The sequence below is a fragment of the Alcaligenes sp. DN25 genome (assembly GCF_023674485.1).
GTDB lineage: Bacteria > Pseudomonadota > Gammaproteobacteria > Burkholderiales > Burkholderiaceae_B > Alcaligenes > Alcaligenes phenolicus.
This window is the reverse complement of record NZ_CP098408.1, coordinates 2,368,743-2,388,876: the sequence shown is the minus strand read 5'-3', so window position 1 is coordinate 2,388,876 and position 20,134 is coordinate 2,368,743. Positions and strand designations below refer to the sequence as shown.

The following is a 20,134-nucleotide window of genomic DNA, read 5'->3' as shown; positions in this document are numbered from 1 at the left end:
TTTCAAGTAAGTATACAGGCACAATAGATTTCAGGCGCCTGATACGGGCCTTTTATTTCTAATTTATGGGCTTACTATGACTATTATTCATAATCTGGGTTTTCCTCGCATGGGCGCGCAGCGCGAATTGAAGCGCTCTTTGGAAGCCTATTGGGCCGGTCAGGTAAGCCAGCAAGAGCTTTTGGAAACAGGCAAAGCCTTGCGCGCCCAGCATTGGGGTTTGCAAGGCAAGGCTAGGCTGGATACGGTGCCTGTGGGCGATTTTGCCTGGTATGACCAGATTCTGGAGTGGAGCACCTTGCTGGGAGCGGTTCCCGCCCGTTTCGGCCAGGCTGAAAATGCACCCGTGTCATTGGATACCTTGTTTCGCATGGCGCGTGGCCGTGCGCCCAGCGGCACCCCTGCCGCTGCTTGTGAAATGACCAAGTGGTTCGATACAAACTACCACTACATCGTGCCCGAATTCACACCAGGTCAAAGCTTCCGGATTGCCCGTGAATGCTTGTTTGAGCAGATTGAAGAGGCCAAGGCTCTGGGGCACAAGGTCAAGCCCGTGATTCCCGGACCCTTGACCTGGTTGTGGCTGGGCAAGGGCGATGCCTATGAGGGCTCGGCAGACGCGGGCAAGCTGGCCTTGCTGGATACTTTGCTGCCTGTGTATGAACAAGTGCTGGCCCGTTTCAAAGCTCAAGGTGTGGAATGGGTACAGATTGACGAACCTGTTCTGGTTCTGGATTTGCCTCAAGCGTGGCAAGACGCCTTCCGTCGCGTCTATCAAGGTCTGAATCAATCCGGCTTGAAGCTGCTGCTGGCGACTTATTTTGATGATCTGCATGAGAACGTCGCGGTATTGAAGGATTTGCCCGTGGCGGGTGTGCATGTGGATGCGGTGCGTGCTCCAGCTGCTTTGCAGGCCGTACAAGCGGTATTGGCGCAAGACCAGGTGCTGTCTGCCGGTGTGATTTCGGGTCGGGATATTTGGCGCACCGATCTGCAAAAAACGGTTCAAACCTTGACGCCCTTGAAAGCGGTTTTGGGCGAGCGCCTGTGGATTGCGCCATCCTGCTCGCTGCAGCATGTCCCTGTGGATGTGCAAAGTGAAACCGGCCTGGACGCTGAATTGAAGAGCTGGTTGTCCTTTGCGGTGCAAAAACTGGATGAGCTGAGACTGTTGCAAGGATTGCTGGACGGCACTTTGGACGAAGCGGGTCAGCAAGCGGTTCGAGCTCAGCAAGCTGCTTTGCAAACGCGCCGTGAGTCCAAGCGCACGCATAATCCTGCCGTGCAAGCCCAGATGGCCAAGATTGACCAGCTCAAGCGTCAACGTACGCCCTTCGCGCAGCGTATCCAGGCCCAGCGCAACAAGCTGAAGTTACCCGCCTATCCCACCACCACGATCGGTTCGTTTCCTCAGACCACGGAAATTCGTACTGCTCGCCGCGACTGGCGTGGGGGAGCCCTGAGTGATGCGGCTTATGAAAAAGCCATGCAGGCAGAAATCGAGCAAGTTATTCGTTTTCAGGAGCGGATAGGTCTGGACGTGCTGGTGCATGGCGAGGCCGAGCGCAACGATATGGTGGAGTACTTTGGTGAACTGCTGGGTGGTTTTGCCTTTACACAAAACGGTTGGGTACAAAGCTACGGGTCGCGTTGCGTAAAGCCGCCTATTATCTTTGGGGATGTGCTGCGCATCACGCCCATGAGTGTGGCCTGGTCCTCCTACGCCCAATCACTGACTGATCGGCCCGTCAAAGGCATGTTGACGGGGCCAGTGACGATGTTGCAGTGGTCTTTTGTTCGTGACGACCAGCCCCGTGCCGATACTTGTCGCCAGCTGGCTTTGGCCTTGCGGGATGAAGTTTCTGATCTGGAACAGGCCGGCATTCGTGTCATCCAGCTGGATGAACCCGCTTTCCGCGAAGGCTTGCCGCTCCGTCAGGGTGATTGGCAGGCCTACCTGGATTGGGCGGTGGATTGCTTTCGCCTGTCCACCAGCGCGGTGTCCGATGAAACCCAGATTCACACGCATATGTGCTATTCGGAGTTCAACGACATCATGCAGTCCATTGCCGATATGGACGCGGATGTGATCACGATTGAAACCTCGCGTTCCAATATGCTCTTGCTGAATGCCTTCGAGAATTTTGAGTATCCCAATCATATAGGCCCAGGCGTTTATGACATTCACTCGCCCAATGTGCCTGATAAGGACTGGATAGTGCGCTTGATGGGGGAGGCGGCCAAGCGCTTGCCCGCCGACCGTTTGTGGGTGAATCCCGACTGCGGTTTGAAGACGCGGGCGTGGTCTGAAACTGAGGCTGCCTTGCTGGCCATGGTGGATGCGGCCAAAGCATTGCGGGCGGCAGCCTGATTTGGTGCAGGCTTGAAATAAGCCGCTTGAATAGATTGACAGGGCAGGGCGCTTTTCGTCCTGCCACTCGATTTCCCAGGCTGGATGAAAACGACCGCCCGTCAGGTGGTCGTTTTTTTCATGCAAATTTGGTATACCGTAGGATCGACACCGCGTAGATCCTGTGTTTGGCCCGCTTGGGATGCGCTTACAGATTATGTAAGTGGCTGATACGGAACATACGAGGTGCGTTATACTTGATCAGTTTCAATCTTGCCGCCCCGTTCATATCAATGCCTTTGCCCCCGCCGTCCGTCGCCCGTGAACCATTGCATACGCGTACCATCACGGTAGAGTCGTTTGCACGGGAAGATGGCCTCTGGGACCTGGAGGCCTCGCTGCTGGATGTGAAGTCCTACGACTTTCCCATACGCAACGGCCAAACCCATAAGGCAGGTGATCCTGTCCACCTGATGCATCTGCGTATCACTATCGATAGCAGCTTTGCCATTGTGGATGCCGTGGCGGTCTACGATGCAGCCCCTTACCAGGACAACTGTTCGTCCATTGCGGACGCCTACCAGAAGTTGGTGGGCCTGAATTTGCTCAAGCAGTTTCGTCAGGGTGTCAAAGAGCGCTTTGGGCGTTCGGCTGGCTGTACGCACATGAGCGAGCTGGCACAAGTGTTGCCAACCGCCGCCGTACAAACCATGGCCGGGCGACGTCGCAGCAGCGGGGAATCAGAGATTTATCGCACCGACAAGCAGCCTTTCCATCTGGATGGCTGCCATGCCTTGCGTTTGAGCGGTCCCGTGGTTGAGGAGTTTTATCCCGTCTGGTATCGACCTAAAGTCACAGACGGGGTGGATTAGTTTTTTGTTTTAGTCAGGTCTCGGGCTCAGGCCTGGAGTTCCTGCCTTCTTTTTTTATTGTGTTTTTAGACTGACAGGTATCACATGAAAATTCACGAATATCAGGGCAAAGCACTGCTTAAGCAGTTTGGCGTTGCCGTGCCACGCGGAATTCCTGCCTTCTCCGTCGATGAAGCGGTTGCAGCTGCGCAGGAGCTGGGTGGCTCTGTGTGGGTTGTCAAAGCCCAGATTCACGCCGGTGGCCGTGGCAAGGGCGGTGGCGTCAAGCTGGCTCGCTCGATGGACGAAGTGCGTCAACTGGCCTCGGAAATCCTGGGCATGCAGCTGATCACTCACCAAACTGGCCCTGAAGGCCAGAAAGTGGGTCGCCTGCTGATCGAGGAAGGCGCGGACATCAAGAAGGAATACTACGTCGGTATCGTTACCGACCGTGCTACCCAGCGCGTGGCCGTGATGGCTTCCAGCGAAGGCGGTATGGAAATTGAAGAAGTGGCCGAGCGCGACCCCGACGCCATTTTGAAAGAATTCGTGGACCCTGCTGTTGGCCTGACCAACGAGCAAGCCACCAAGCTGGCTCGCGGTATCGGCGTTCCTGACGCTTCTATCGAAAAAGCCGTTGCTGAATTCCAGAAGCTGTACAAGTGCTACACCGAAACCGACGCTGAACTGGCCGAGATCAACCCTCTGATCCTGACCGGCTCGGGCGACATCATCGCTCTGGACGCCAAGTTCAACTTCGACGGCAACGCTTTGTTCCGTCACCCCGATATCGTGGCTTTCCGTGACCTGGCTGAAGAAGATCCTGCTGAAGTTGAAGCCAGCAAGTACGACCTGGCCTACATCCAGCTGGACGGCAACATTGGCTGCCTGGTGAACGGTGCAGGTCTGGCCATGGCGACCATGGACACCATCAAGCTGTTTGGCGGCGAGCCTGCCAACTTCCTGGACGTGGGCGGTGGCGCTACGGCCGAAAAAGTTACTGAAGCCTTCAAGATCATGTTGGCCAACAAGGGCGTCAAAGCCATTCTGGTTAACATCTTCGGCGGCATCATGCGCTGCGACGTGATCGCTGAAGGCGTGATCGCTGCGTGCAAGGCCGTCAACCTGAACGTGCCTCTGGTGGTACGCATGAAGGGTACCAACGAAGAGCTGGGCAAGAAAATGCTGGCCGATTCCGGTCTGCCCATCATCAGTGCTGACACCATGGCCGAAGCGGCGACTGCTGTTGTCGCTGCCGCCAAGTAAGAAAAGGTTGAGGATTAGCAAATGTCGATTCTGATCAATAAAGACACCAAAGTCATCACGCAAGGGATCACCGGCAAGACCGGCCAGTTCCACACCCGCATGTGCCGTGAATACGGTAACGGCATGGAAGCCTTTGTGGCTGGCGTGAACCCCAAGCGTGCTGGTGAGGATTTCGAAGGTGTACCTATTTACGCCTCCGTGTCCGACGCCAAGGCTGAAACTGGCGCAACCGTGTCGGTTATCTACGTTCCGCCCGCAGGTGCTGCGGCTGCCATCTGGGAAGCTGTTGAAGCTGACCTGGACCTGGTTATCTGCATTACCGAAGGCATCCCTGTTCGCGACATGCTGGAAGTGCGCAACCGCATGCGCGCAGAAAACCGCAAAACCCTGTTGTTGGGCCCGAACTGCCCCGGTCTGATCACTCCTGACGAGCTGAAGATCGGTATCATGCCCGGCCACATTCACCGCAAGGGCCGCATCGGTGTGGTCAGCCGCTCCGGCACGCTGACATACGAAGCCGTTGCTCAAGTAACCGAACTGGGCCTGGGTCAATCCTCGGCTGTCGGTATCGGTGGCGACCCAATCAACGGTCTGAAGCACATCGACGTGCTCAAGATGTTCAACGACGATCCTGATACCGATGCCGTTATCATGATTGGCGAGATCGGCGGTCCAGACGAAGTCAACGCGGCTTTGTGGGCTAAAGACAATATGACCAAGCCCGTTGTTGGCTTTATCGCTGGTGTGACAGCGCCTCCCGGAAAACGCATGGGTCACGCCGGTGCCCTGATCTCCGGTGGTGCCGACACGGCCGACGCCAAGCTGGAAGTGATGGAAGCTTGCGGTATTCGTACCACTCGCAACCCATCCGAAATGGGCAAGCTGCTCAAAGAAGTGCTGTAAATAGTAGTACCGGGGCCCGCTTTGGCGGGCTCTTTGTCTGGCTGCCCTGTGCAGCCGGGCAAAATTGGCCAGCCGGTTTCGTCAAGAAAAACACCACAACCCGGCGCATTCCTTCCCGAATCTGGCCAGCCTGATCATGCTCAAACGAATCAAGTAAGAAAAAGAAGCCCCGATGTTGCACAGGCTAGGATTAGTTTGCTGCTTTAAGGGGCGTTGTTGTCTTGGGACAGCCTGGCGACAGAAAAAGAACGTTTGTCCCGCGGCTGGGAAGAGAACTCACGTTTAGCTATACGGGAACGAAATGATTGAATTCCTCCAAACCCTGCATTGGGGTTCACTGTTTCAAATTGTACTGATTGATATTTTGCTCGGTGGCGACAATGCCGTCGTGATCGCACTTGCCTGTCGCAACTTGCCCAGGCAGCAGCGCATGCAAGGCATTTTGTGGGGGACAGCAGGCGCAATTATCCTGCGTGTAGTCCTGATTTTCTTTGCTCTGACCTTATTGGATCTGCCGTTTTTGAAAGTGGTGGGCGGTCTTTTGCTCTTGTGGATCGGGATCAAGCTGCTGATGCCGGACGACGACGCACACGGCAATATTCAAGGGGGCGGAACCATCTGGGCTGCCGTCAAAACCATCATCATTGCGGATTTCGTGATGAGCCTGGATAACGTGATTGCCATTGCCGGTGCGGCCCAAAACGCGCACCTGGATCATCAACTGGGCTACGTGATCTTTGGATTATTGCTAAGTGTCCCCATTATTGTCTGGGGTAGCACCCTGGTTTTGAAACTGATCGACCGTTTCCCTATTGTCGTCACCCTGGGCGGTGCCTTGCTGGGCTGGATTGCAGGCGGCATGCTGGTCACGGACAAGATTGTGGAAAATCAATTTGGCGTGCAGCCCCAGCCTGTTAAACTCGGGGTCGAGATTGTTTGTGCCTTATTAGTGGTGGCGCTGGGCAAATGGCTGGCGCACCGTAAAGGTTCTACCAAGGAAGCTTAGTTCTATGGCAATTTTTAAATCCTCCGACGCCAAAGGTCAGGAAAGCGGTTTGTCCCTGCTGCAAGGCTTAGGGATCCTGGCCATTATCGGTATTGTTGCTGCCGCCATCGTGCGCTATTTTGCTGCATGACCGCTGTGGCTTCTACTCCTCAGGAATTGGTTATTGCCACTCGTGCCAGTCAACTGGCCTTGTGGCAAGCCAAGCATGTTCGCGACCTTTTGCAGCAGCTATACCCGCAGTGCAAGGTGTCCTTGCTGGAAATGACAACCCGTGGTGACCAGATTCTGGATCGTACGCTGTCCAAAGTGGGTGGCAAGGGCCTGTTTGTCAAAGAGCTGGAAACCGCCTTGCTGGATGGCCGCGCCCATCTGGCGGTGCACTCCCTGAAAGATGTGCCGGTGGTGTTGCCCGAGTCCTTTGATCTGCCCATCATCATGGAGCGGGACGACCCACGCGATGCTTTTGTTTCCAATACTTATCCCAATCTTGCGGTTTTACCTGCTGGTGCCATCGTAGGCACTTCCAGTTTACGCCGTGAGTCCCAGATTCGAGAGCGCTACCCGCACCTGGACATCCGTCCCTTGCGTGGCAATGTTCAGACCCGTTTGTCCAAGCTGGATCGTGGCGATTACGACGCCATTATTCTGGCTTCGGCTGGTTTGCGTCGTCTGGAATTGGCCGAGCGTATTCGCGATTACATCTCGACCGAAGACAGCTTGCCTGCCGCCGGGCAGGGGGCCTTGGGCATCGAGATTCTGAAAACTCGTACCGATGTAGCTCAATGGTTGGCGCCTTTGGCGCATTCCACCAGCCACGTATGTGCCTTGGCCGAGCGTGCCGTATCGCGTGCCTTGGGTGGTTCCTGTCAGGTGCCATTGGCGGCTTATGCCACCCTGAATGGCGAGGAGCTGAGCCTGAGCGGCCTGGTTGCCGAACCTGATGGCTCCACGGTGTACCGCGCTCAGATCACGGGTGCGGCCAAAGATGCGGAAGCCTTGGGCCTGTCGCTGGCGGAAGATCTGAAGCAGCAAGGTGCTCAAGCCATTCTGGATCGCTTGCTTACGGAACAGCCCGCAGAAGGCGAGTAAAGCGGCATGAACCTGCCCAGTGTATTATTGACCCGCCCCGCGGGACGGAACGAAACCCTGTCGGCTGCCTTGGCCGCGCAGGGTTTTTCTTCCTTGCTTATGCCCGCCTTGAGCCTGGAAGCGCAAAACCTGTCCGAAGAACAATGGCAAGATCCCAAGGATTTTGACTTGGTGCTCTTTGTAAGCAGCAGTGCGGTCAATTTTTACTTTGCGGCTTTGCAAGCGCGCGGTCAACGCTGGCCTGACAAGGTATTGCTGGCTGCAGTTGGTTTTGCTACCGCCGCCTGTTTGCGCGCCCAGCCGGGCGTTTCCCCAGATGCCGTACTTCACCCTGAAAATACGGATTCCTTGCAGGACTCAGAGGCTCTGTGGGCGGTGCTGGAGCCTCGACTGGCGCAATTTGAGCGGGTTCTGATTGTGCGCGGTCATAGCGGTCGTGAATGGTTGGGACAGCAGCTGGAAAATCACGGTATTCAGGTCCAGCGCCTGGCGATTTACCAGCGTAGCCCCGCCCAGTGGAGTACAGAGCAGGGCCGTCAAATTCGTGACAGTTTGCAGGCGGGCCGTCTGGCCGTGTTGCTCAGCAGTTCTCAAAGCGCCGATGCGGTTTTCGCCAATGTACAAAGCCTGGGTTTACTGGATGTTTGGGCGCAATGTGCCTATGTGGTCATACATCCGCGTATTGAAGAACATTTACAGTCCTTATTGTTGCAGGCTGGAATCGCAGCGCCACCAATGGTAAAAAGGTGTACGCCAGACGATGATGACATTGTCGCTGCCTTGATGGCGGTGCTCTCGCGCGATTAGCCTCACACGGATTACAATCTTGCCATGAACGATAAAACAGAGAACGCATCCGCAAGCGAACCGGAGACTCCCATTTCCAGCCCAGCCAATACAGCGGCTCCTCGTCCGTATTCCGAACCCAAAGACAGCACCACTGCGCCGCAGAAGCGTAAAAGTGGCGCGGGTCCGGCTTATGCTTTGACGGCTGTTGTGGTGGTGCTGGCCGCTGCCGGTCTTTGGTACCAGAATTCATTGCTGGAAAAGCATAAGGCCGAGCTGCAAGCCCAGCTGGCAACCAATATCAACACCACAGAGCAGGCGCGCCAAACCGCGCAGCAGGCCCTGGCCCTGGCGCAGCGTCAATCCGACAAGCTTGCCCAGCTGGAAAAATCCTTTAACGATTCCACCGAACAGTTTCATGATCTGAGCCAAGCCTTCCAGACCATGACAGACAGCGGGTCGGAACTGGTTTTGCTGAACGATATTGATCACCTCGCCACGATTGCGCAGCAACAGCTGATGCTGGGTGGCAATGTGGCCAATGCCATCGTTTCTCTGGAAGCTGCTCAGGCGCAATTGGCACGGGCCAATCGCGTCGGTCTGGCTTCCTTGCAACAAACACTGAATGGCGATCTGGAACGCCTGCGCGCCGCTGCCACGGTGGATGTGGCCTCCTTGTCGCGTCAACTGGACACCTTGTCGCGCTACGTCTCGGAAGCGCCTTTGCTGGTGCCGGATGACGTTGCCGGTGGTGCGAATACTGAAGCGCTGGACTTGCAGTCCGACGTTCAGGAACCGACAGAACTGGCCGCTGATGCCCCTTGGTGGGAGCGCAGCTGGAATACGGTGGAACAGTGGGGTAGCAGCGCCTGGCGCTCGGTCAGCCACGATCTGGGGCAGTTTGTCTCCATCCGCCGTGTCGACGATGCCGCCGCCTTGCTGATGTCGCCGGATCAGGCTGCCCGTCTGCGAGAGAACCTGCGTCTGCGCATTATGGCCGCCCAACTGGCCATGATGATGAACCAGTCCGCCGTTTGGCAGACCGAGCTGAATGCAATAGCGACAGCGCTGGAAAAACGTTTTGATACGCAGTCCGGTCAGGTTCAGCAGGCCTTGCGTCTGACACGCCAATTGCAGGACACCCGCATCGGTGCTCGTTTGCCTACCGTGAATAACACCTTGGCGGCTATTGAAAGCCTGCGTCAGGCTCAGGCCGGTCGCAGTCAGGATAATGCCGACGACACCAAGACCGAGCAGGGCGATACGGATCCTGTTTTGTCCGACCCTCCTCAATCCACAGAGCCTGCCAGCCAGGAGGAGCCCGCTGCTCCTGCTGCCGAACAGACTGAGTCTGCGACTCCCGCTCAGTCCGAGACGGAACAGCCCGCTCAGGCGCAGGGGTAAGGTATGCGTACTTGGTTCTGGACTCTCATCTTATTTATCGCCGCAGTCGCGCTGGCTCTGGTCTTGCGTGAACACGCCGGTAACGTCTATTTAGTCACGCCGCATTATCTGGCGCGCGCCTCGCTGACTTACGTGGTTCTGTGCACGCTGGGGCTGTTCATCGTGCTGTACGTACTGCTGCGCCTGCTGGCCTGGTTCAGCGATGGTCCGGAGCGTTTCCGCCTGTGGCGTGGTCGTCGCGCTCAACGCCGTGACCAGGCTTTGCTGGAAACTGGATGGATCAGCATTCTGGAAGGTCGTTACGAGCAAGCTGAAAAAGACTTGATGAAGCTGATGAGCAAAACCCGCTCGCAGTCCAGCAAGGTCGTGGCAGGTTTGGCAGCAGCGCGTGCTGCGCATTATCAAGGTCAGATTGCTCAACGTGACGAAGCCTTGGCCGCCGCTCGTGCTGCCGCTGGCGATGATGCTCGTTTGAAAGAGGCCAGTGCCGTGGCTTCGGCCGAGCTGTACCTGGATCAGAATCGTACCGAAGAAGCCATCGAGCTGCTGCAGGATTTGCAGGATGCCAGTTCGCGCCACTTGCACGCCACTCGTTTGTTGTTGCGCGCCTATCGTCAGCAAGGTAATGCTGAACGTGTTTACGAGTTGACCCGTTTGCTGGTGCGCCGCAGTGGGATCGAACGTCAAGAGGCACTGAACCACATCGAATTTGCCGCTGCTGCTCGTTTGCGTGTGGGTGGTGCTGAACAGTTCAAGGCCTTATGGTCGGATCTGAAGTCCGAAGAAAAGATCCTGCCCGGCGTCGCGCTGGAAGCTGCCCTGATTCAAGAACATGAAGGTAATTACGAAGAAGCCGGTCGTATCCTGGAGCCTGCGATTGCAGTCAGTTTCGACAGCCGCTTGCTGGAAGCCTACGCCCAGTGCCCACCTGAATATGTGGGCCGCCGCTTGGCCAAGGCCGAAGAGTGGCTGCGCAGTCAGCCCAACAATCCGGTCTTGCTGTCCACCTTGGGCCATCTGTGCCTGACCAGCCAATTGTGGGGGCAGGGCGAGCATTACCTGTTGCGTAGCCTGAAAATCCAGGGCGATCTGCGTAATCATGCTTTGTTGGGTAATCTGTACGATAGCCTGGGTCGTCACGACGAAGCCGTCTCTTACTGGCGCAAGGCCGCCTCCATGGCCGGCACCTTACCGATTCTGGCGGTCAGCACGGCTTTGCCAGCAGCCGATACTCGTCATGACCCTAGCCATACCGATGCAGACAGCCTGCCATCGCAGGATGACGACGATCTGCCGCATTACACCTATGCCGCCAGCGTCGTGGCCGAGGACCTGCCGGATCAGGGCCGTCCATTGCCTGTGGTGGCCGAGCCAGTGCCTCCTGCTGCCACGCCTTCGCAAGACAGCTTGAGCTCCTCTTCGGATCTGGATGATTACTTTGATACGGCTCCCATCCCTGGGGTCGATCTCTCTCAAACTTCGGATCGTCCTCGACGCTCCAACGATTAATTTCTTTTATTTTTAAAGGTTTGCACGAATGAGCCTCGCCCAAGTACCTGCTGGCAAAAAACTGCCCGACGAGATCAACGTAGTCATCGAAATCCCCATGAACTCGGACCCCGTCAAATACGAAGTTGACGAGAACGGCGTGGTTTTTGTGGACCGTTTCATGCTGACCGCCATGCACTACCCTTGCAACTACGGCTACGTTCCGCAAACCATTTCGGACGATGGCGACCCGGTTGACGTGCTGGTGATTGCTCCTTTCCCAATCCAGATCGGTGCCGTGATTCCTTGCCGTCCCATCGGCGTGCTGCATATGGACGACGAAGGCGGTGGCGATGCCAAACTGCTGGCCGTGCCTACCGACAAGCTGTACCCCCTGTACCGCAACGTGAAGTCGCCTGAAGATCTGCAGCCTGAAGAGCTGGAGCGCATCAAGCACTTTTTCGAGCACTACAAAGACATCGAAAAAGGTAAATGGGTCAAGGTCAAGGGCTGGGACGGTATCGAAGCTGCCAAGAAAGAGCTGGTAGACGGTGCCAAGCGCTTTGCTGACGGCCAGGCAAAATGAGTACCGTCATTCCCGCACCCGCCGTTGCGGCCTTGAACGTACAGGGCAGTGAGCAGGTTTTTCCTGTACGCCGCATTTACTGCGTCGGCCGCAATTACGTCGAGCATGCACAGGAAATGGGCTTTACCGGTCGCGAAGATCCTTTTTTCTTCTGCAAACCGGCGGACTCCATCTTGAACGTGCTGCCCGGCCAGGTCTGCGACATGCCTTATCCCTCTCGCACCCAGGATCTGCATCACGAGATCGAACTCGTCGTGGCTTTGTCCAAGGGCGGGCGTGATCTGACTGTGGAGCAGGCTGCTGAATGTGTGTGGGGATACGCGGTGGGTCTGGACATGACCCGCCGGGATTTGCAGACGCAAGCTAAAAAAGCTGGTCGTCCCTGGGAAGTGGGCAAAGCCTTTGACCACTCCGCGCCGACCGGCCCTCTGGTCCCACGCAGCCGTATTGGCGAGCTGTCCCAAGGTGCTATCACCCTGGACGTCAACGGCGAGCGTCGCCAGACCGGCGATTTGAATCAGCTGATCTGGAATGTGGCTGAGTCCATCGCTTACCTGTCGGGCCTGTTCGAATTGTTCCCAGGCGACATCATTTTCACGGGAACCCCAGCCGGTGTCGGCTCGGTGGAACGTGGCGATGTGATGCACGGGGCGATCGACGGTCTGGGTAGCATAGAGGTGCGTCTGGTCTAAACCATCGGCTTGAAGAAAAAATCGCCTCCAGGCGTAATGCCAGTCAGTTAACACTGACTGGCATTTTTATTGGCCGTGCAGTGAGCAAGTTGTTTTTTGGGGTACGCGGTCACTACTCATGAGTAACATGCTTTTCGGGGCGTAATGAGCCCATAGGTATTAAAGCCGGACAAACCCATCCCGCTCGGCTTTTGCGAATATTCTGGCCCGCTGCCAAGGGGCAGACTGTGAACTGACTTTTGGGAGATTCCAATGAGACAGTTCATCAGACGGCAGCGCGGCCAGGGCATGGTCGAGTATTTAATTATTGTGGCTTTGGTCGCGGTGGCGGCTATTGCCGTTTATCAGTCCTTTGGTCAGGTGATTCGTAATCAGACCGCGGCCATGGCCAAGGAACTGGCGGGGGAGGATGGCTCCGAGCAGACTCAGCAAGCGCAATCGGCCGCTTCTGCTGCGGCCGCTCAAGGCAGTGCCAAGAGCCTGAAATCCTTTACGGGCAATGCGCAATGACGCCGCCCAACCGACCACAAGAGGGGGCGGTGTTGGCCTGGGGGCTGATAGCGCTGGCACTTCTGTCTGTCGCCTGGGGCGGCTACTTTCATGTGAACCGGATTGCCGAGCAGCAAGGGCGTTTGTCCCTGGTGCTGGATGCGGCTGCCTATGGTGCGGCCACCGAGCAGGCACGTACCTTGAACTTGCTGGCTTATATCAATCGGGCGCAGTTGGGGCATCAACTGGCTTTGGGGCATTTATTGACCTTGGCAACATGGGACAGGGCAGCGCAAACCCAGTCCGGGCAAGCGCGTAGGGCGAATCCGCCTGTGCACTTGGTCGCCATGATGTTTGGCCCTGCACAGGGGCTGGCGTATACCCAGGCGCGCTCTGCTGGAGACAACCAGCAGGCTTTGGAGCAGGCTTTCCATGCCCATCAGCGTTTGATTCAGGACGTGCTGGCGCTGGCCCAAGAGCAATTGGTAGAGGGTTTACCGCAACGGCGACAAGCCATTATTCAGGCGACCTTGGATGGCAGTTTGCCGGATTGGCCGGCTCAAGCCATTCGCTGGCAGTTTGAGCAGGACGATTGGCCGCAGTTTCTGTTGCTACAGTCCGGACAAGCCCAATGGCAGTCGGGCTTGGCGCATCTGGTGTCTTTATACGGGTTTCTGTCCCCACGGGATTACGAGGCTCGCTCTTATCCCGGTGTCGATCGGCGTTGCCCTTTGAGGCAGCATCGTTTGCGTCGTGCTGGTCGTACCGAGTTTGACCGTTCGGGCCGCTGGCATTCCAACGATACGCAGTCCATGCATATGGTTCGCTCCAACCGTTGGATAGGCTGTTATTTCCGTGAATATGCCATGGCGTGGGCCTTGCAAACGCCAACTCATGCGTCCGGAATTGATGCGCCAGACGACTTTTCAGGGCAGAGCTTCTGGAAGTGGGCGCTGGAGCAGGGCAATAGCTCTTTGCTATCGGCTCAAGGCAATACAGTGGCGCAATCCTGGGCGCGGCGAGATGCCAGACCCTGGAGTCAAAGGTCATGGGTAGACGGGTATGCCTTGGCTGATTCTGAAAAGAGAGCAGGCCCCGATCTGGTGCTGACATTACAGGCTCAAGGCCATTGGGGACAAACCGTTCATACACGGGCGGCGGCGCAATCATTTTTCTCCCTGCCACCGGATAGGGCAGATTCTGGTGTGGATGCCAAGCCCAGCCTGTTTTTGCCCTTTTGGCAGGCACGGCTGATGGATGCAGGAGGCCGCCAATTATGAACACGCGACAAAAAGGGATCGCACTGGTCGAGGCCTGTTTGCTGGGTGTGGTGTTGGGCCTGATGGTGATGGCGGGACGTTGGCTGATGCAGCAGCAGTATCGCTTGCAGCAAATGCAGCAGAGTACACACTTGAGCCTGTTCACGCACGATGCCCATGGCAAGCCAGTTCGAGCAGCGAGCAGCCCCGTTCAAGAAGCAGTACCGACCCGTTTTTCGGAGTCGCCGATAGCGACAACCCAGCCCTTGCAATGGGAGCTTTTGAGCTTGCGCAGTGGATTCTGGACGGCACAGTCGCGTGTTTCCATTCCGTGGCCGCGTTGGCTGGCAACTCTGTCCATCAAAACACAGTTGCAGCGCCAATCCCGGCTGTGGGCGGCTGCGGGGCAGGCTAGCAGTACACAACAAACACGTCAGCGTCTGGAAAACAGTACGACTGCTTGGGGTGAGGCCATGGCCTCAAGCCGGCCCGCTGCCAGAGAAACGATACGGCAGGCAGGGCGTATGGACGCGGCCTGGGGGCGGACACGAGCCGATTTGGATTGGCTGAGCCGGTGGCAGGATTACGTGCCGGATCATGGCCCCAAGGAGCGACCATGAGACAGCTGCTTGCCTTGATCTTGCTGTTTTTCTTGATGTTCAGCCCTTTGCCGGCCAAAACGCGGCCCTTGCTCCTACCTTTGCAGGACTCCCAAGTTCAGTGGGGTCAAGGGCAAATGGCACAGACCGATGTTGGACCTGTGTATAGCTGGGGACTGAGCACAGACCTGGATGCGCAGACTTTGGCTTCTCGTTTGGAGCCATTCTGTGGAGCTCATTACGGCGCAATCAGATTGGAAGGGCAATGGGTATTTCTGCGTGCCAAAGATGGCAGGAATTGCGTTTTGTGGTTGGAGGATATACAGGCCTCGACCTTGTCGGGTTTGTTAAGTGTTTCCGAACACAGTCAGCCTGTTTCCCCCTCATCGGTTTGGTCAGCGCCACCCGTTGCTGGTGCCGTCCTGTGGCAACACGAACAGCCAGGGCAAGTGCAAAGCTGGCTGTTGAAGGCCGAGCCTGGATGGCGAGCCGATTTGCGGCGCAAGGACTGGGGAGCCGAGGCGGGCGAGCGTTATTGGCGCAAAGGCCCGGCCGAACTGGATGTCATGGAGCTGGAGCATGAGCGGCAGCGCTACTTGCTCTTGATCTGCCGTGCCTGTGGAAAGGAGGCCTCATGATACGGGTGAAATTCTTGTGGCTATGCCGTCATCCCAGCGCAGGGTTTGGCCTGCTGGCCTTGGTGGCTGGTTTGATGGCCGCCGGGACCAGCAGCCGTTACTTGGACCGGCAGGAAGAGGCTCTGCGGCAAGCGGCGCATCGTGTGCAATTGGATAGGGTGGTAGCCGCCTCCAGTCTGACAGCGGGGACGGTGTTGCAGGCGGAGCATTTGGCCGCCCGCGCCTTTCCTGCTGAACTGGTGCCTAGTGACAGCTGGGATGTAGCGCAGTTTGAGAGTCTGCTAGGGCAAGTGCTCAGCCAGCCTTTGCGGGCAGGGGATTTGATCAGCAAGGCGCATGTGCAGGAGGTCAGCAGTCCATTTTCACAGCAATTGCTCTCTGGCAGGCGTGCCCTGACTGTGCCGGTGGATGCGATCAGTTCGGTGTCGGGGTTGATCCGGCCAGGAGATCTGATCGATATCTATGTCAGTTTTGATGATCGGCAGCGGCGGGTAACGGCCCCCTTGCTGCAGTCTGTTCTGGTTCTGGCGACCGGACAAAGGTCGGGTGAAGGCTCGACCACGGCCAGATTGGATCAGGACGTCTACAACACCTTGACCCTGGATGTAGGCCCGGACGATGCCTTGAAGTTGCTGGCAGCCAGGCAACATGGACGCATCAGTGCCTTGCTGCGCAATCCGGATGACCATACACCCCATCAGGCTGCCGTGCGGGGTGAGCTGGCTGACATTCTGGGTCTGGGGCCGGGTGCAAGGCCCAAACAGCCTGTACAAGTTTTGTACGGCAACAGACCGGCAGGGCAACTTGGCCAGACAGAAGTGGAGCGTCTGGGTTGGCTGGATATGCCGGACGGCTTTTCTGTGGGGCAGCAGCCATGAGCAAAAATCGCTATTGGTGTAGGCGGGCCGCTGTGAGTTTGCTGTCTGGTGCCCTGTGTAGTGCAACTTTGCAAAGCCAGGCCCAGGGCTTGGGGCTGCAAGTCGGTGAGTTGATGGTTCTGCCTGACACGCAGGTGGAGCGGGTGGCGGTCGGCGACGGTGATATTGTTCACGCTGTCACCACGGAATCGGGCGAATTGATTCTGTTTGCACGCAAGACGGGCAGCACGGTGGTGCAAGTCTGGTCCCATTCCGGGCAAAGCCAGTCCTACCAAATTGAGGTGTCGCCAGAAAATCATAGGCAAACCTTGGCGGAGCTACGAAGTTTGCTGGAACGCATTCCCGAGTTACGCATCAGCGAACTGGGTGGCAAGCTGGTGCTGGAAGGAGAAGGTTTAAGTGATCAGGACAAGCAACGCATTCAGGCATTAAGTCAGGAGCATCCTCAATTGCTGGATTTCACGCAGCAGGACGGTTGGGAACCGATGGTCTTGCTGGATGTGCAGGTAGTGGAGGTGCCGCGCAACAGTCTGCGAGAGCTGGGAGTGCGTTGGGATGGGAGCTCTCAGGGTGGTTTGAGTATGGGCGGTGCCTGGGATGCGGCTACTCATCAGTTTTTGGACAGGCCAGGTGAAGCTGTTTTGCCTTTGGCGTTTCCTGCCAAGCAGGGGGCAGCATTCTTTGGTGTTGGCGCCTTGATGTCTGCTCGCGTTCAGGCCATGGCACAGGAAGGACATGCGGTTGTACTGGCGCAACCGCAGCTATTGGCACGCAGTGGTTCTCAAGCCGAGTTTCTGGCCGGGGGCGAGCTGCCTTACACCACCACGGACGACAAGGGAAACAGCAAGACCAGCTTCAAGCCTTACGGTGTGTCGCTGCGCATTGTGCCGCGAGTCGAGCGTGGCGGGTTGGTGCGTTCGCAGATCGAGGTGGAGGTTAGCTCCCTTGATGCCAGCCTGTCCCAACCCGCCGGGCCGTCTTTGAAAACCCGACGAGCTTCGACCGAGTTCAATGTCCGTTCAGGACAAACGCTGGTGCTGGCAGGGTTTATCTCGCGTGAAGAGTCCCGGCATGTGGATCGTCTACCGGGATTGGCCAGTTTGCCAGTGTTGGGCGCCTTGTTTCGTTCCGAACGCTTTGCCCGACAGGAAACGGAGTTGGCGGTATTTGTGACCCCGACTTTGGTGGCGGCAGAGCATCCTGATTTGCTGGCTCGGCAGGCGAATGCTACCCAGTGGTTGGATCAAAGCTTTCCTGATGCTCCACGCTTGAATACACCTGTGCGTGCCATCCCCAAGGGAGCAGGGCGAGGTACCTGGTCGCAATGGGTAGAACCTGATAGTGAGGTATTTCGTGTTGAACCTTGAGCTTGAGTCGGAGCTGGGGACGACGCGCCCCTGCACGGTCAGTTTGCCGGCCTTGATAGGGCGTGACCCGGCCTGTGATGTGGTTCTGCCGTCCTGGCGTATCGCGCGCCAGCATGCCAGTTTTCTGAAGCGGGCGGGGGCGGTGTACATCCAGGATCACGGCTCTTTGACGGGCGTACAGCTTAACGGCAAACGGGTTTATGACGATGGGCCTTTGCGCTTGGGTGATGTCCTGGTGCTGGGAGGGTTCAAGTTGCGGATTGCCGGTTTTGGGCAGAAGGTTCAGCCCAGAGTTGATATGGCCGTTTCGGACTTGGGAAACCCACCGGAAACCTCAATACCGCAGTCCTTTACGATGGAAGAACCGCGTCAGACACCACAAGGTGAGCAAGGTTTTTTCCCTCCTGGGCAAGCTGATCTTCCGGTATCCGATAGTGATCTGTTCAGACAGGAACAGCAACGCCTACATCAAGCCTTGTTGAGTGCGTTGGAATTGGAGCGTCGAGACCTCTCCCGCGTCACAGACAAACAGTTGGAGCAGGAAGCCTTTGATTGCTTGGGTCGTTTGATCCAGGCCCAATGTGCTGTCCCCAAGCATGAGCAAGCCAGACTGCAAGCCAGTGTTTGTGCCGAAGCGGTGGGTTTGGGTCCTCTGGAGCTTTTACTGGCTGATGCCTCGGTCTCGGAAATTATGGTCAATCATTATGATCGGGTATTTGTTGAGCAGGCGGGGCGGCTTGAGGCCCATCCTCTGGTGTTCAGCAGCGAGTCGGCCTTGCGGGCGATTATTGACCGCATCCTGGCTCCCTTGGGTAGACGGCTGGATATCAGCTCGCCCGCAGTGGATGGGCGCTTGGCCGATGGCTCGCGTTTTCATGCCGTACTGTCGCCCATTGCGGTCAAGGGAACCTGCGTGACCATACGCAAGTTCCCCAAACGACGCCTGGGGCTGGAGGATCTGTTGCAGACGGGCAGTTTGTCGCCGGAGATGGCCGCTTTCCTGCAACAGGCGGTGCAGCGACGCTGCAATATTCTGGTTTCGGGTGGAACCGGGACAGGCAAAACGACTTTGCTGAACGTGCTTAGCACCTGCATTGATTCAGGTGAAAGAATCGTGACCCTGGAAGACGCGGCTGAGCTGCAGTTGCAGCACAGTAATTGGGTGGCTTTGGAGTCCCGACCCGCGAATGCAGAAGGTCAGGGGCAAGTGGATATACGGAGCCTGTTACGACAAGCCTTGCGAATGAGGCCAGACCGGATTGTGGTGGGGGAGTGCCGGGGCGCAGAAGCTTTCGATATGTTGTCGGCCATGAACACCGGCCACGAAGGCTCGATGGGGACCTTGCATGCGAATACGCCTCGCGATGCTTTGTCCCGCCTGGAAGGGATGGTGTTGATGGCAGGTCTGGATTTGCCTTTGCTGGTTGTGCGAGAGCATATCGCGCGGGCTTTGCACATTATCGTGCAACTGAGCCGCTTGCCTGATGGCAAGCGTTTGGTGCACGAGATTGTGGAGGTGACCGGCATCGAGGCGCAGCGTATTCAACTGCAAACCTTGTACCGCTATCGCCCGGAGTTCGGTTTTGCCGCCAGTGGCTTGCGTTCCGAACATGTTTCGTCTGCAGAGAGGCAATCATGAGATTTCTCAGTATTTTGCTTATTGTCTTCGGTACCACGGCGTTGGCCTATGTATTGCTACGTTCAGGACAGCGTCTTGCCAAGCGTTATAGGCAGCAACTGCTCATGCAGTCCGAGCAGAGTTTGCAATCACATTTTGTATTTGTGCGCAGTCAGTATTTGGCTTTTGGGGCCTGGGCTTTATTGCCCCTGATCTTTTTGACGGCTTGGTGGCTGATGCAGTCGTTCTGGCTGGCAGCGATGGTAGCCCTGCTGGCTGCAGTCACGCCTTTACTGGTTCTGCGCTGGATGGGACAGCGGCGCTTGGCAAGCTTACGACGACAGTTGCCTGACTTTGTTCTGTCTTTGGCCTTGAGCCTGCAAGCAGGTTTGGCCTTGCAAGCGGCTTTGCAGCAGCTGTCTCAATCTTTGCCTGCGCCCTTGGGGCAAGAGCTGCGTTTGCTATTGCGTCAGCAGCGCTTGGGGGTGAGTGCCAAGGACTCGTATCAAGACCTTCTGGATCGAGTGCCGGTGTCAGAACTGGCCATGTTGTTCAGTGCCTTGCAGATGGGCCAGAGCACGGGGGCTGGATTGGGGGAGCGTTTGAAAATATTGGCGCAAACCATTCGGGCGCGACTGACCATCGAGGACAAGATTGTTGCCTTGACCGCGCAGGCCCGTTTGCAGGCGCGCATCATGTTCTGCTTGCCGGGTTTTGTGGCGGGCGCCTTGTACCTTCTGGATGCCACGGCATTTGAGCAGGCCTGGTTCAACACATTGGGTGTTTGGGTGGCGGGGGCGCTAGTGGCCATGCTGCTGATGGGGCTGTGGTGGATGCAAGTGATCCTGCGAGGGGAGGGGTGATC

General features: G+C 57.0%; 20 protein-coding genes. All 20 read left to right on the top strand.

Annotated elements, in window-relative coordinates; genetic code table 11:
- Positions 1-76 precede the first annotated feature (76 nt).
- The 20 genes from metE (at position 77) to NBV64_RS11085 (ending at position 20,132) form a co-directional block, all read left to right on the top strand.
- Entirely contained in the window at positions 77-2,371 is a 2,295-nt protein-coding gene (metE, locus tag NBV64_RS11175) for a 5-methyltetrahydropteroyltriglutamate--homocysteine S-methyltransferase (protein ID WP_250755815.1), read from the top strand.
- Positions 2,372-2,643: 272 nt separating this feature from the next.
- Positions 2,644-3,222, top strand: a complete 579-nt coding sequence (locus NBV64_RS11170) for a DUF2889 domain-containing protein (protein ID WP_035272843.1) — start codon at positions 2,644-2,646, stop codon at positions 3,220-3,222.
- Positions 3,223-3,306: 84 nt separating this feature from the next.
- Positions 3,307-4,467 carry an ADP-forming succinate--CoA ligase subunit beta gene (gene sucC, locus NBV64_RS11165; RefSeq protein ID WP_009461782.1) on the top strand — a complete coding sequence of 387 codons (1,161 nt, stop codon included), beginning with the start codon at positions 3,307-3,309 and terminating at the stop codon, positions 4,465-4,467.
- 21 nt (positions 4,468-4,488) lie between these two features.
- Positions 4,489-5,370 carry a succinate--CoA ligase subunit alpha gene (sucD, locus tag NBV64_RS11160; protein ID WP_009461784.1) on the top strand — a complete coding sequence of 294 codons (882 nt, stop codon included), beginning with the start codon at positions 4,489-4,491 and terminating at the stop codon, positions 5,368-5,370.
- Between the two features lie 301 nt (positions 5,371-5,671).
- On the top strand, positions 5,672-6,376 hold the full coding sequence (locus NBV64_RS11155) for a TerC family protein (RefSeq protein ID WP_250755814.1): 705 nt from the start codon (positions 5,672-5,674) through the stop codon (positions 6,374-6,376).
- A gap of 4 nt (positions 6,377-6,380) precedes the next feature.
- A complete protein-coding gene (locus NBV64_RS19090) occupies positions 6,381-6,506 on the top strand; it encodes a hypothetical protein (protein ID WP_003799533.1) in 126 nt (41 codons plus the stop codon).
- Positions 6,503-7,465 (top strand): hydroxymethylbilane synthase, encoded by a 963-nt coding sequence (gene hemC / locus NBV64_RS11150; protein ID WP_250755813.1) that lies wholly within the window; start codon positions 6,503-6,505, stop codon positions 7,463-7,465. Before NBV64_RS19090 ends, hemC begins: the two co-directional genes overlap by 4 nt.
- A 6-nt stretch (positions 7,466-7,471) precedes the next feature.
- Positions 7,472-8,272, top strand: coding sequence for a uroporphyrinogen-III synthase (locus NBV64_RS11145; RefSeq protein WP_250755812.1), 801 nt, complete (start codon positions 7,472-7,474; stop codon positions 8,270-8,272).
- 24 nt (positions 8,273-8,296) lie between these two features.
- Positions 8,297-9,655, top strand: a complete 1,359-nt coding sequence (locus NBV64_RS11140) for a uroporphyrinogen-III C-methyltransferase (RefSeq protein ID WP_250755811.1) — start codon at positions 8,297-8,299, stop codon at positions 9,653-9,655.
- 3 nt (positions 9,656-9,658) lie between these two features.
- Positions 9,659-11,164, top strand: a complete 1,506-nt coding sequence (locus tag NBV64_RS11135) for a heme biosynthesis HemY N-terminal domain-containing protein (RefSeq protein ID WP_250755809.1) — start codon at positions 9,659-9,661, stop codon at positions 11,162-11,164.
- A 28-nt stretch (positions 11,165-11,192) separates the two neighbouring features.
- Complete coding sequence (gene ppa, locus NBV64_RS11130; RefSeq protein ID WP_009462201.1) at positions 11,193-11,729, top strand: inorganic diphosphatase; 537 nt, start codon at positions 11,193-11,195, stop codon at positions 11,727-11,729.
- Positions 11,726-12,421: a fumarylacetoacetate hydrolase family protein gene (locus NBV64_RS11125; RefSeq protein ID WP_009462199.1), complete on the top strand. Its 696-nt coding sequence runs from the start codon at positions 11,726-11,728 to the stop codon at positions 12,419-12,421. Before ppa ends, NBV64_RS11125 begins: the two co-directional genes overlap by 4 nt.
- A 252-nt stretch (positions 12,422-12,673) precedes the next feature.
- Positions 12,674-12,931 carry a hypothetical protein gene (locus NBV64_RS11120; RefSeq protein WP_009462197.1) on the top strand — a complete coding sequence of 86 codons (258 nt, stop codon included), beginning with the start codon at positions 12,674-12,676 and terminating at the stop codon, positions 12,929-12,931.
- A complete protein-coding gene (locus NBV64_RS11115; RefSeq protein ID WP_250755807.1) occupies positions 12,928-14,190 on the top strand; it encodes a hypothetical protein in 1,263 nt (420 codons plus the stop codon). Before NBV64_RS11120 ends, NBV64_RS11115 begins: the two co-directional genes overlap by 4 nt.
- On the top strand, positions 14,187-14,789 hold the full coding sequence (locus NBV64_RS11110) for a pilus assembly protein TadE (RefSeq protein WP_250755805.1): 603 nt from the start codon (positions 14,187-14,189) through the stop codon (positions 14,787-14,789). The genes NBV64_RS11115 and NBV64_RS11110 overlap by 4 nt, the downstream gene beginning before the upstream one ends.
- Positions 14,786-15,406, top strand: a complete 621-nt coding sequence (locus NBV64_RS11105; protein WP_250755804.1) for a hypothetical protein — start codon at positions 14,786-14,788, stop codon at positions 15,404-15,406. The genes NBV64_RS11110 and NBV64_RS11105 overlap by 4 nt, the downstream gene beginning before the upstream one ends.
- Positions 15,403-16,284 carry a Flp pilus assembly protein CpaB gene (cpaB, locus tag NBV64_RS11100; RefSeq protein ID WP_250755802.1) on the top strand — a complete coding sequence of 294 codons (882 nt, stop codon included), beginning with the start codon at positions 15,403-15,405 and terminating at the stop codon, positions 16,282-16,284. Before NBV64_RS11105 ends, cpaB begins: the two co-directional genes overlap by 4 nt.
- Positions 16,281-17,651, top strand: coding sequence for a type II and III secretion system protein family protein (locus NBV64_RS11095; protein WP_425541736.1), 1,371 nt, complete (start codon positions 16,281-16,283; stop codon positions 17,649-17,651). The genes cpaB and NBV64_RS11095 overlap by 4 nt, the downstream gene beginning before the upstream one ends.
- Positions 17,641-19,290 (top strand): TadA family conjugal transfer-associated ATPase, encoded by a 1,650-nt coding sequence (locus NBV64_RS11090; protein WP_425541735.1) that lies wholly within the window; start codon positions 17,641-17,643, stop codon positions 19,288-19,290. The genes NBV64_RS11095 and NBV64_RS11090 overlap by 11 nt, the downstream gene beginning before the upstream one ends.
- A complete protein-coding gene (locus NBV64_RS11085) occupies positions 19,287-20,132 on the top strand; it encodes a type II secretion system F family protein (protein WP_250755796.1) in 846 nt (281 codons plus the stop codon). Before NBV64_RS11090 ends, NBV64_RS11085 begins: the two co-directional genes overlap by 4 nt.
- The last annotated feature ends 2 nt before the right edge of the window (positions 20,133-20,134 follow it).

Excerpts from the sequence above, each read along its gene's own strand:
- metE (WP_250755815.1), top strand. The coding sequence starts at position 77 with ATGACTATTATTCATAATCTGGGTTTTCCTCGCATGGGCGCGCAGCGC.
- NBV64_RS11170 (WP_035272843.1), top strand. The coding sequence starts at position 2,644 with ATGCCTTTGCCCCCGCCGTCCGTCGCCCGTGAACCATTGCATACGCGT.
- sucC (WP_009461782.1), top strand. The coding sequence starts at position 3,307 with ATGAAAATTCACGAATATCAGGGCAAAGCACTGCTTAAGCAGTTTGGC.
- sucD (WP_009461784.1), top strand. The coding sequence starts at position 4,489 with ATGTCGATTCTGATCAATAAAGACACCAAAGTCATCACGCAAGGGATC.
- NBV64_RS11155 (WP_250755814.1), top strand. The coding sequence starts at position 5,672 with ATGATTGAATTCCTCCAAACCCTGCATTGGGGTTCACTGTTTCAAATT.
- NBV64_RS19090 (WP_003799533.1), top strand. The coding sequence starts at position 6,381 with ATGGCAATTTTTAAATCCTCCGACGCCAAAGGTCAGGAAAGCGGTTTG.
- hemC (WP_250755813.1), top strand. The coding sequence starts at position 6,503 with ATGACCGCTGTGGCTTCTACTCCTCAGGAATTGGTTATTGCCACTCGT.
- NBV64_RS11145 (WP_250755812.1), top strand. The coding sequence starts at position 7,472 with ATGAACCTGCCCAGTGTATTATTGACCCGCCCCGCGGGACGGAACGAA.
- NBV64_RS11140 (WP_250755811.1), top strand. The coding sequence starts at position 8,297 with ATGAACGATAAAACAGAGAACGCATCCGCAAGCGAACCGGAGACTCCC.
- NBV64_RS11135 (WP_250755809.1), top strand. The coding sequence starts at position 9,659 with ATGCGTACTTGGTTCTGGACTCTCATCTTATTTATCGCCGCAGTCGCG.
- ppa (WP_009462201.1), top strand. The coding sequence starts at position 11,193 with ATGAGCCTCGCCCAAGTACCTGCTGGCAAAAAACTGCCCGACGAGATC.
- NBV64_RS11125 (WP_009462199.1), top strand. The coding sequence starts at position 11,726 with ATGAGTACCGTCATTCCCGCACCCGCCGTTGCGGCCTTGAACGTACAG.
- NBV64_RS11120 (WP_009462197.1), top strand. The coding sequence starts at position 12,674 with ATGAGACAGTTCATCAGACGGCAGCGCGGCCAGGGCATGGTCGAGTAT.
- NBV64_RS11115 (WP_250755807.1), top strand. The coding sequence starts at position 12,928 with ATGACGCCGCCCAACCGACCACAAGAGGGGGCGGTGTTGGCCTGGGGG.
- NBV64_RS11110 (WP_250755805.1), top strand. The coding sequence starts at position 14,187 with ATGAACACGCGACAAAAAGGGATCGCACTGGTCGAGGCCTGTTTGCTG.
- NBV64_RS11105 (WP_250755804.1), top strand. The coding sequence starts at position 14,786 with ATGAGACAGCTGCTTGCCTTGATCTTGCTGTTTTTCTTGATGTTCAGC.
- cpaB (WP_250755802.1), top strand. The coding sequence starts at position 15,403 with ATGATACGGGTGAAATTCTTGTGGCTATGCCGTCATCCCAGCGCAGGG.
- NBV64_RS11095 (WP_425541736.1), top strand. The coding sequence starts at position 16,281 with ATGAGCAAAAATCGCTATTGGTGTAGGCGGGCCGCTGTGAGTTTGCTG.
- NBV64_RS11085 (WP_250755796.1), top strand. The coding sequence starts at position 19,287 with ATGAGATTTCTCAGTATTTTGCTTATTGTCTTCGGTACCACGGCGTTG.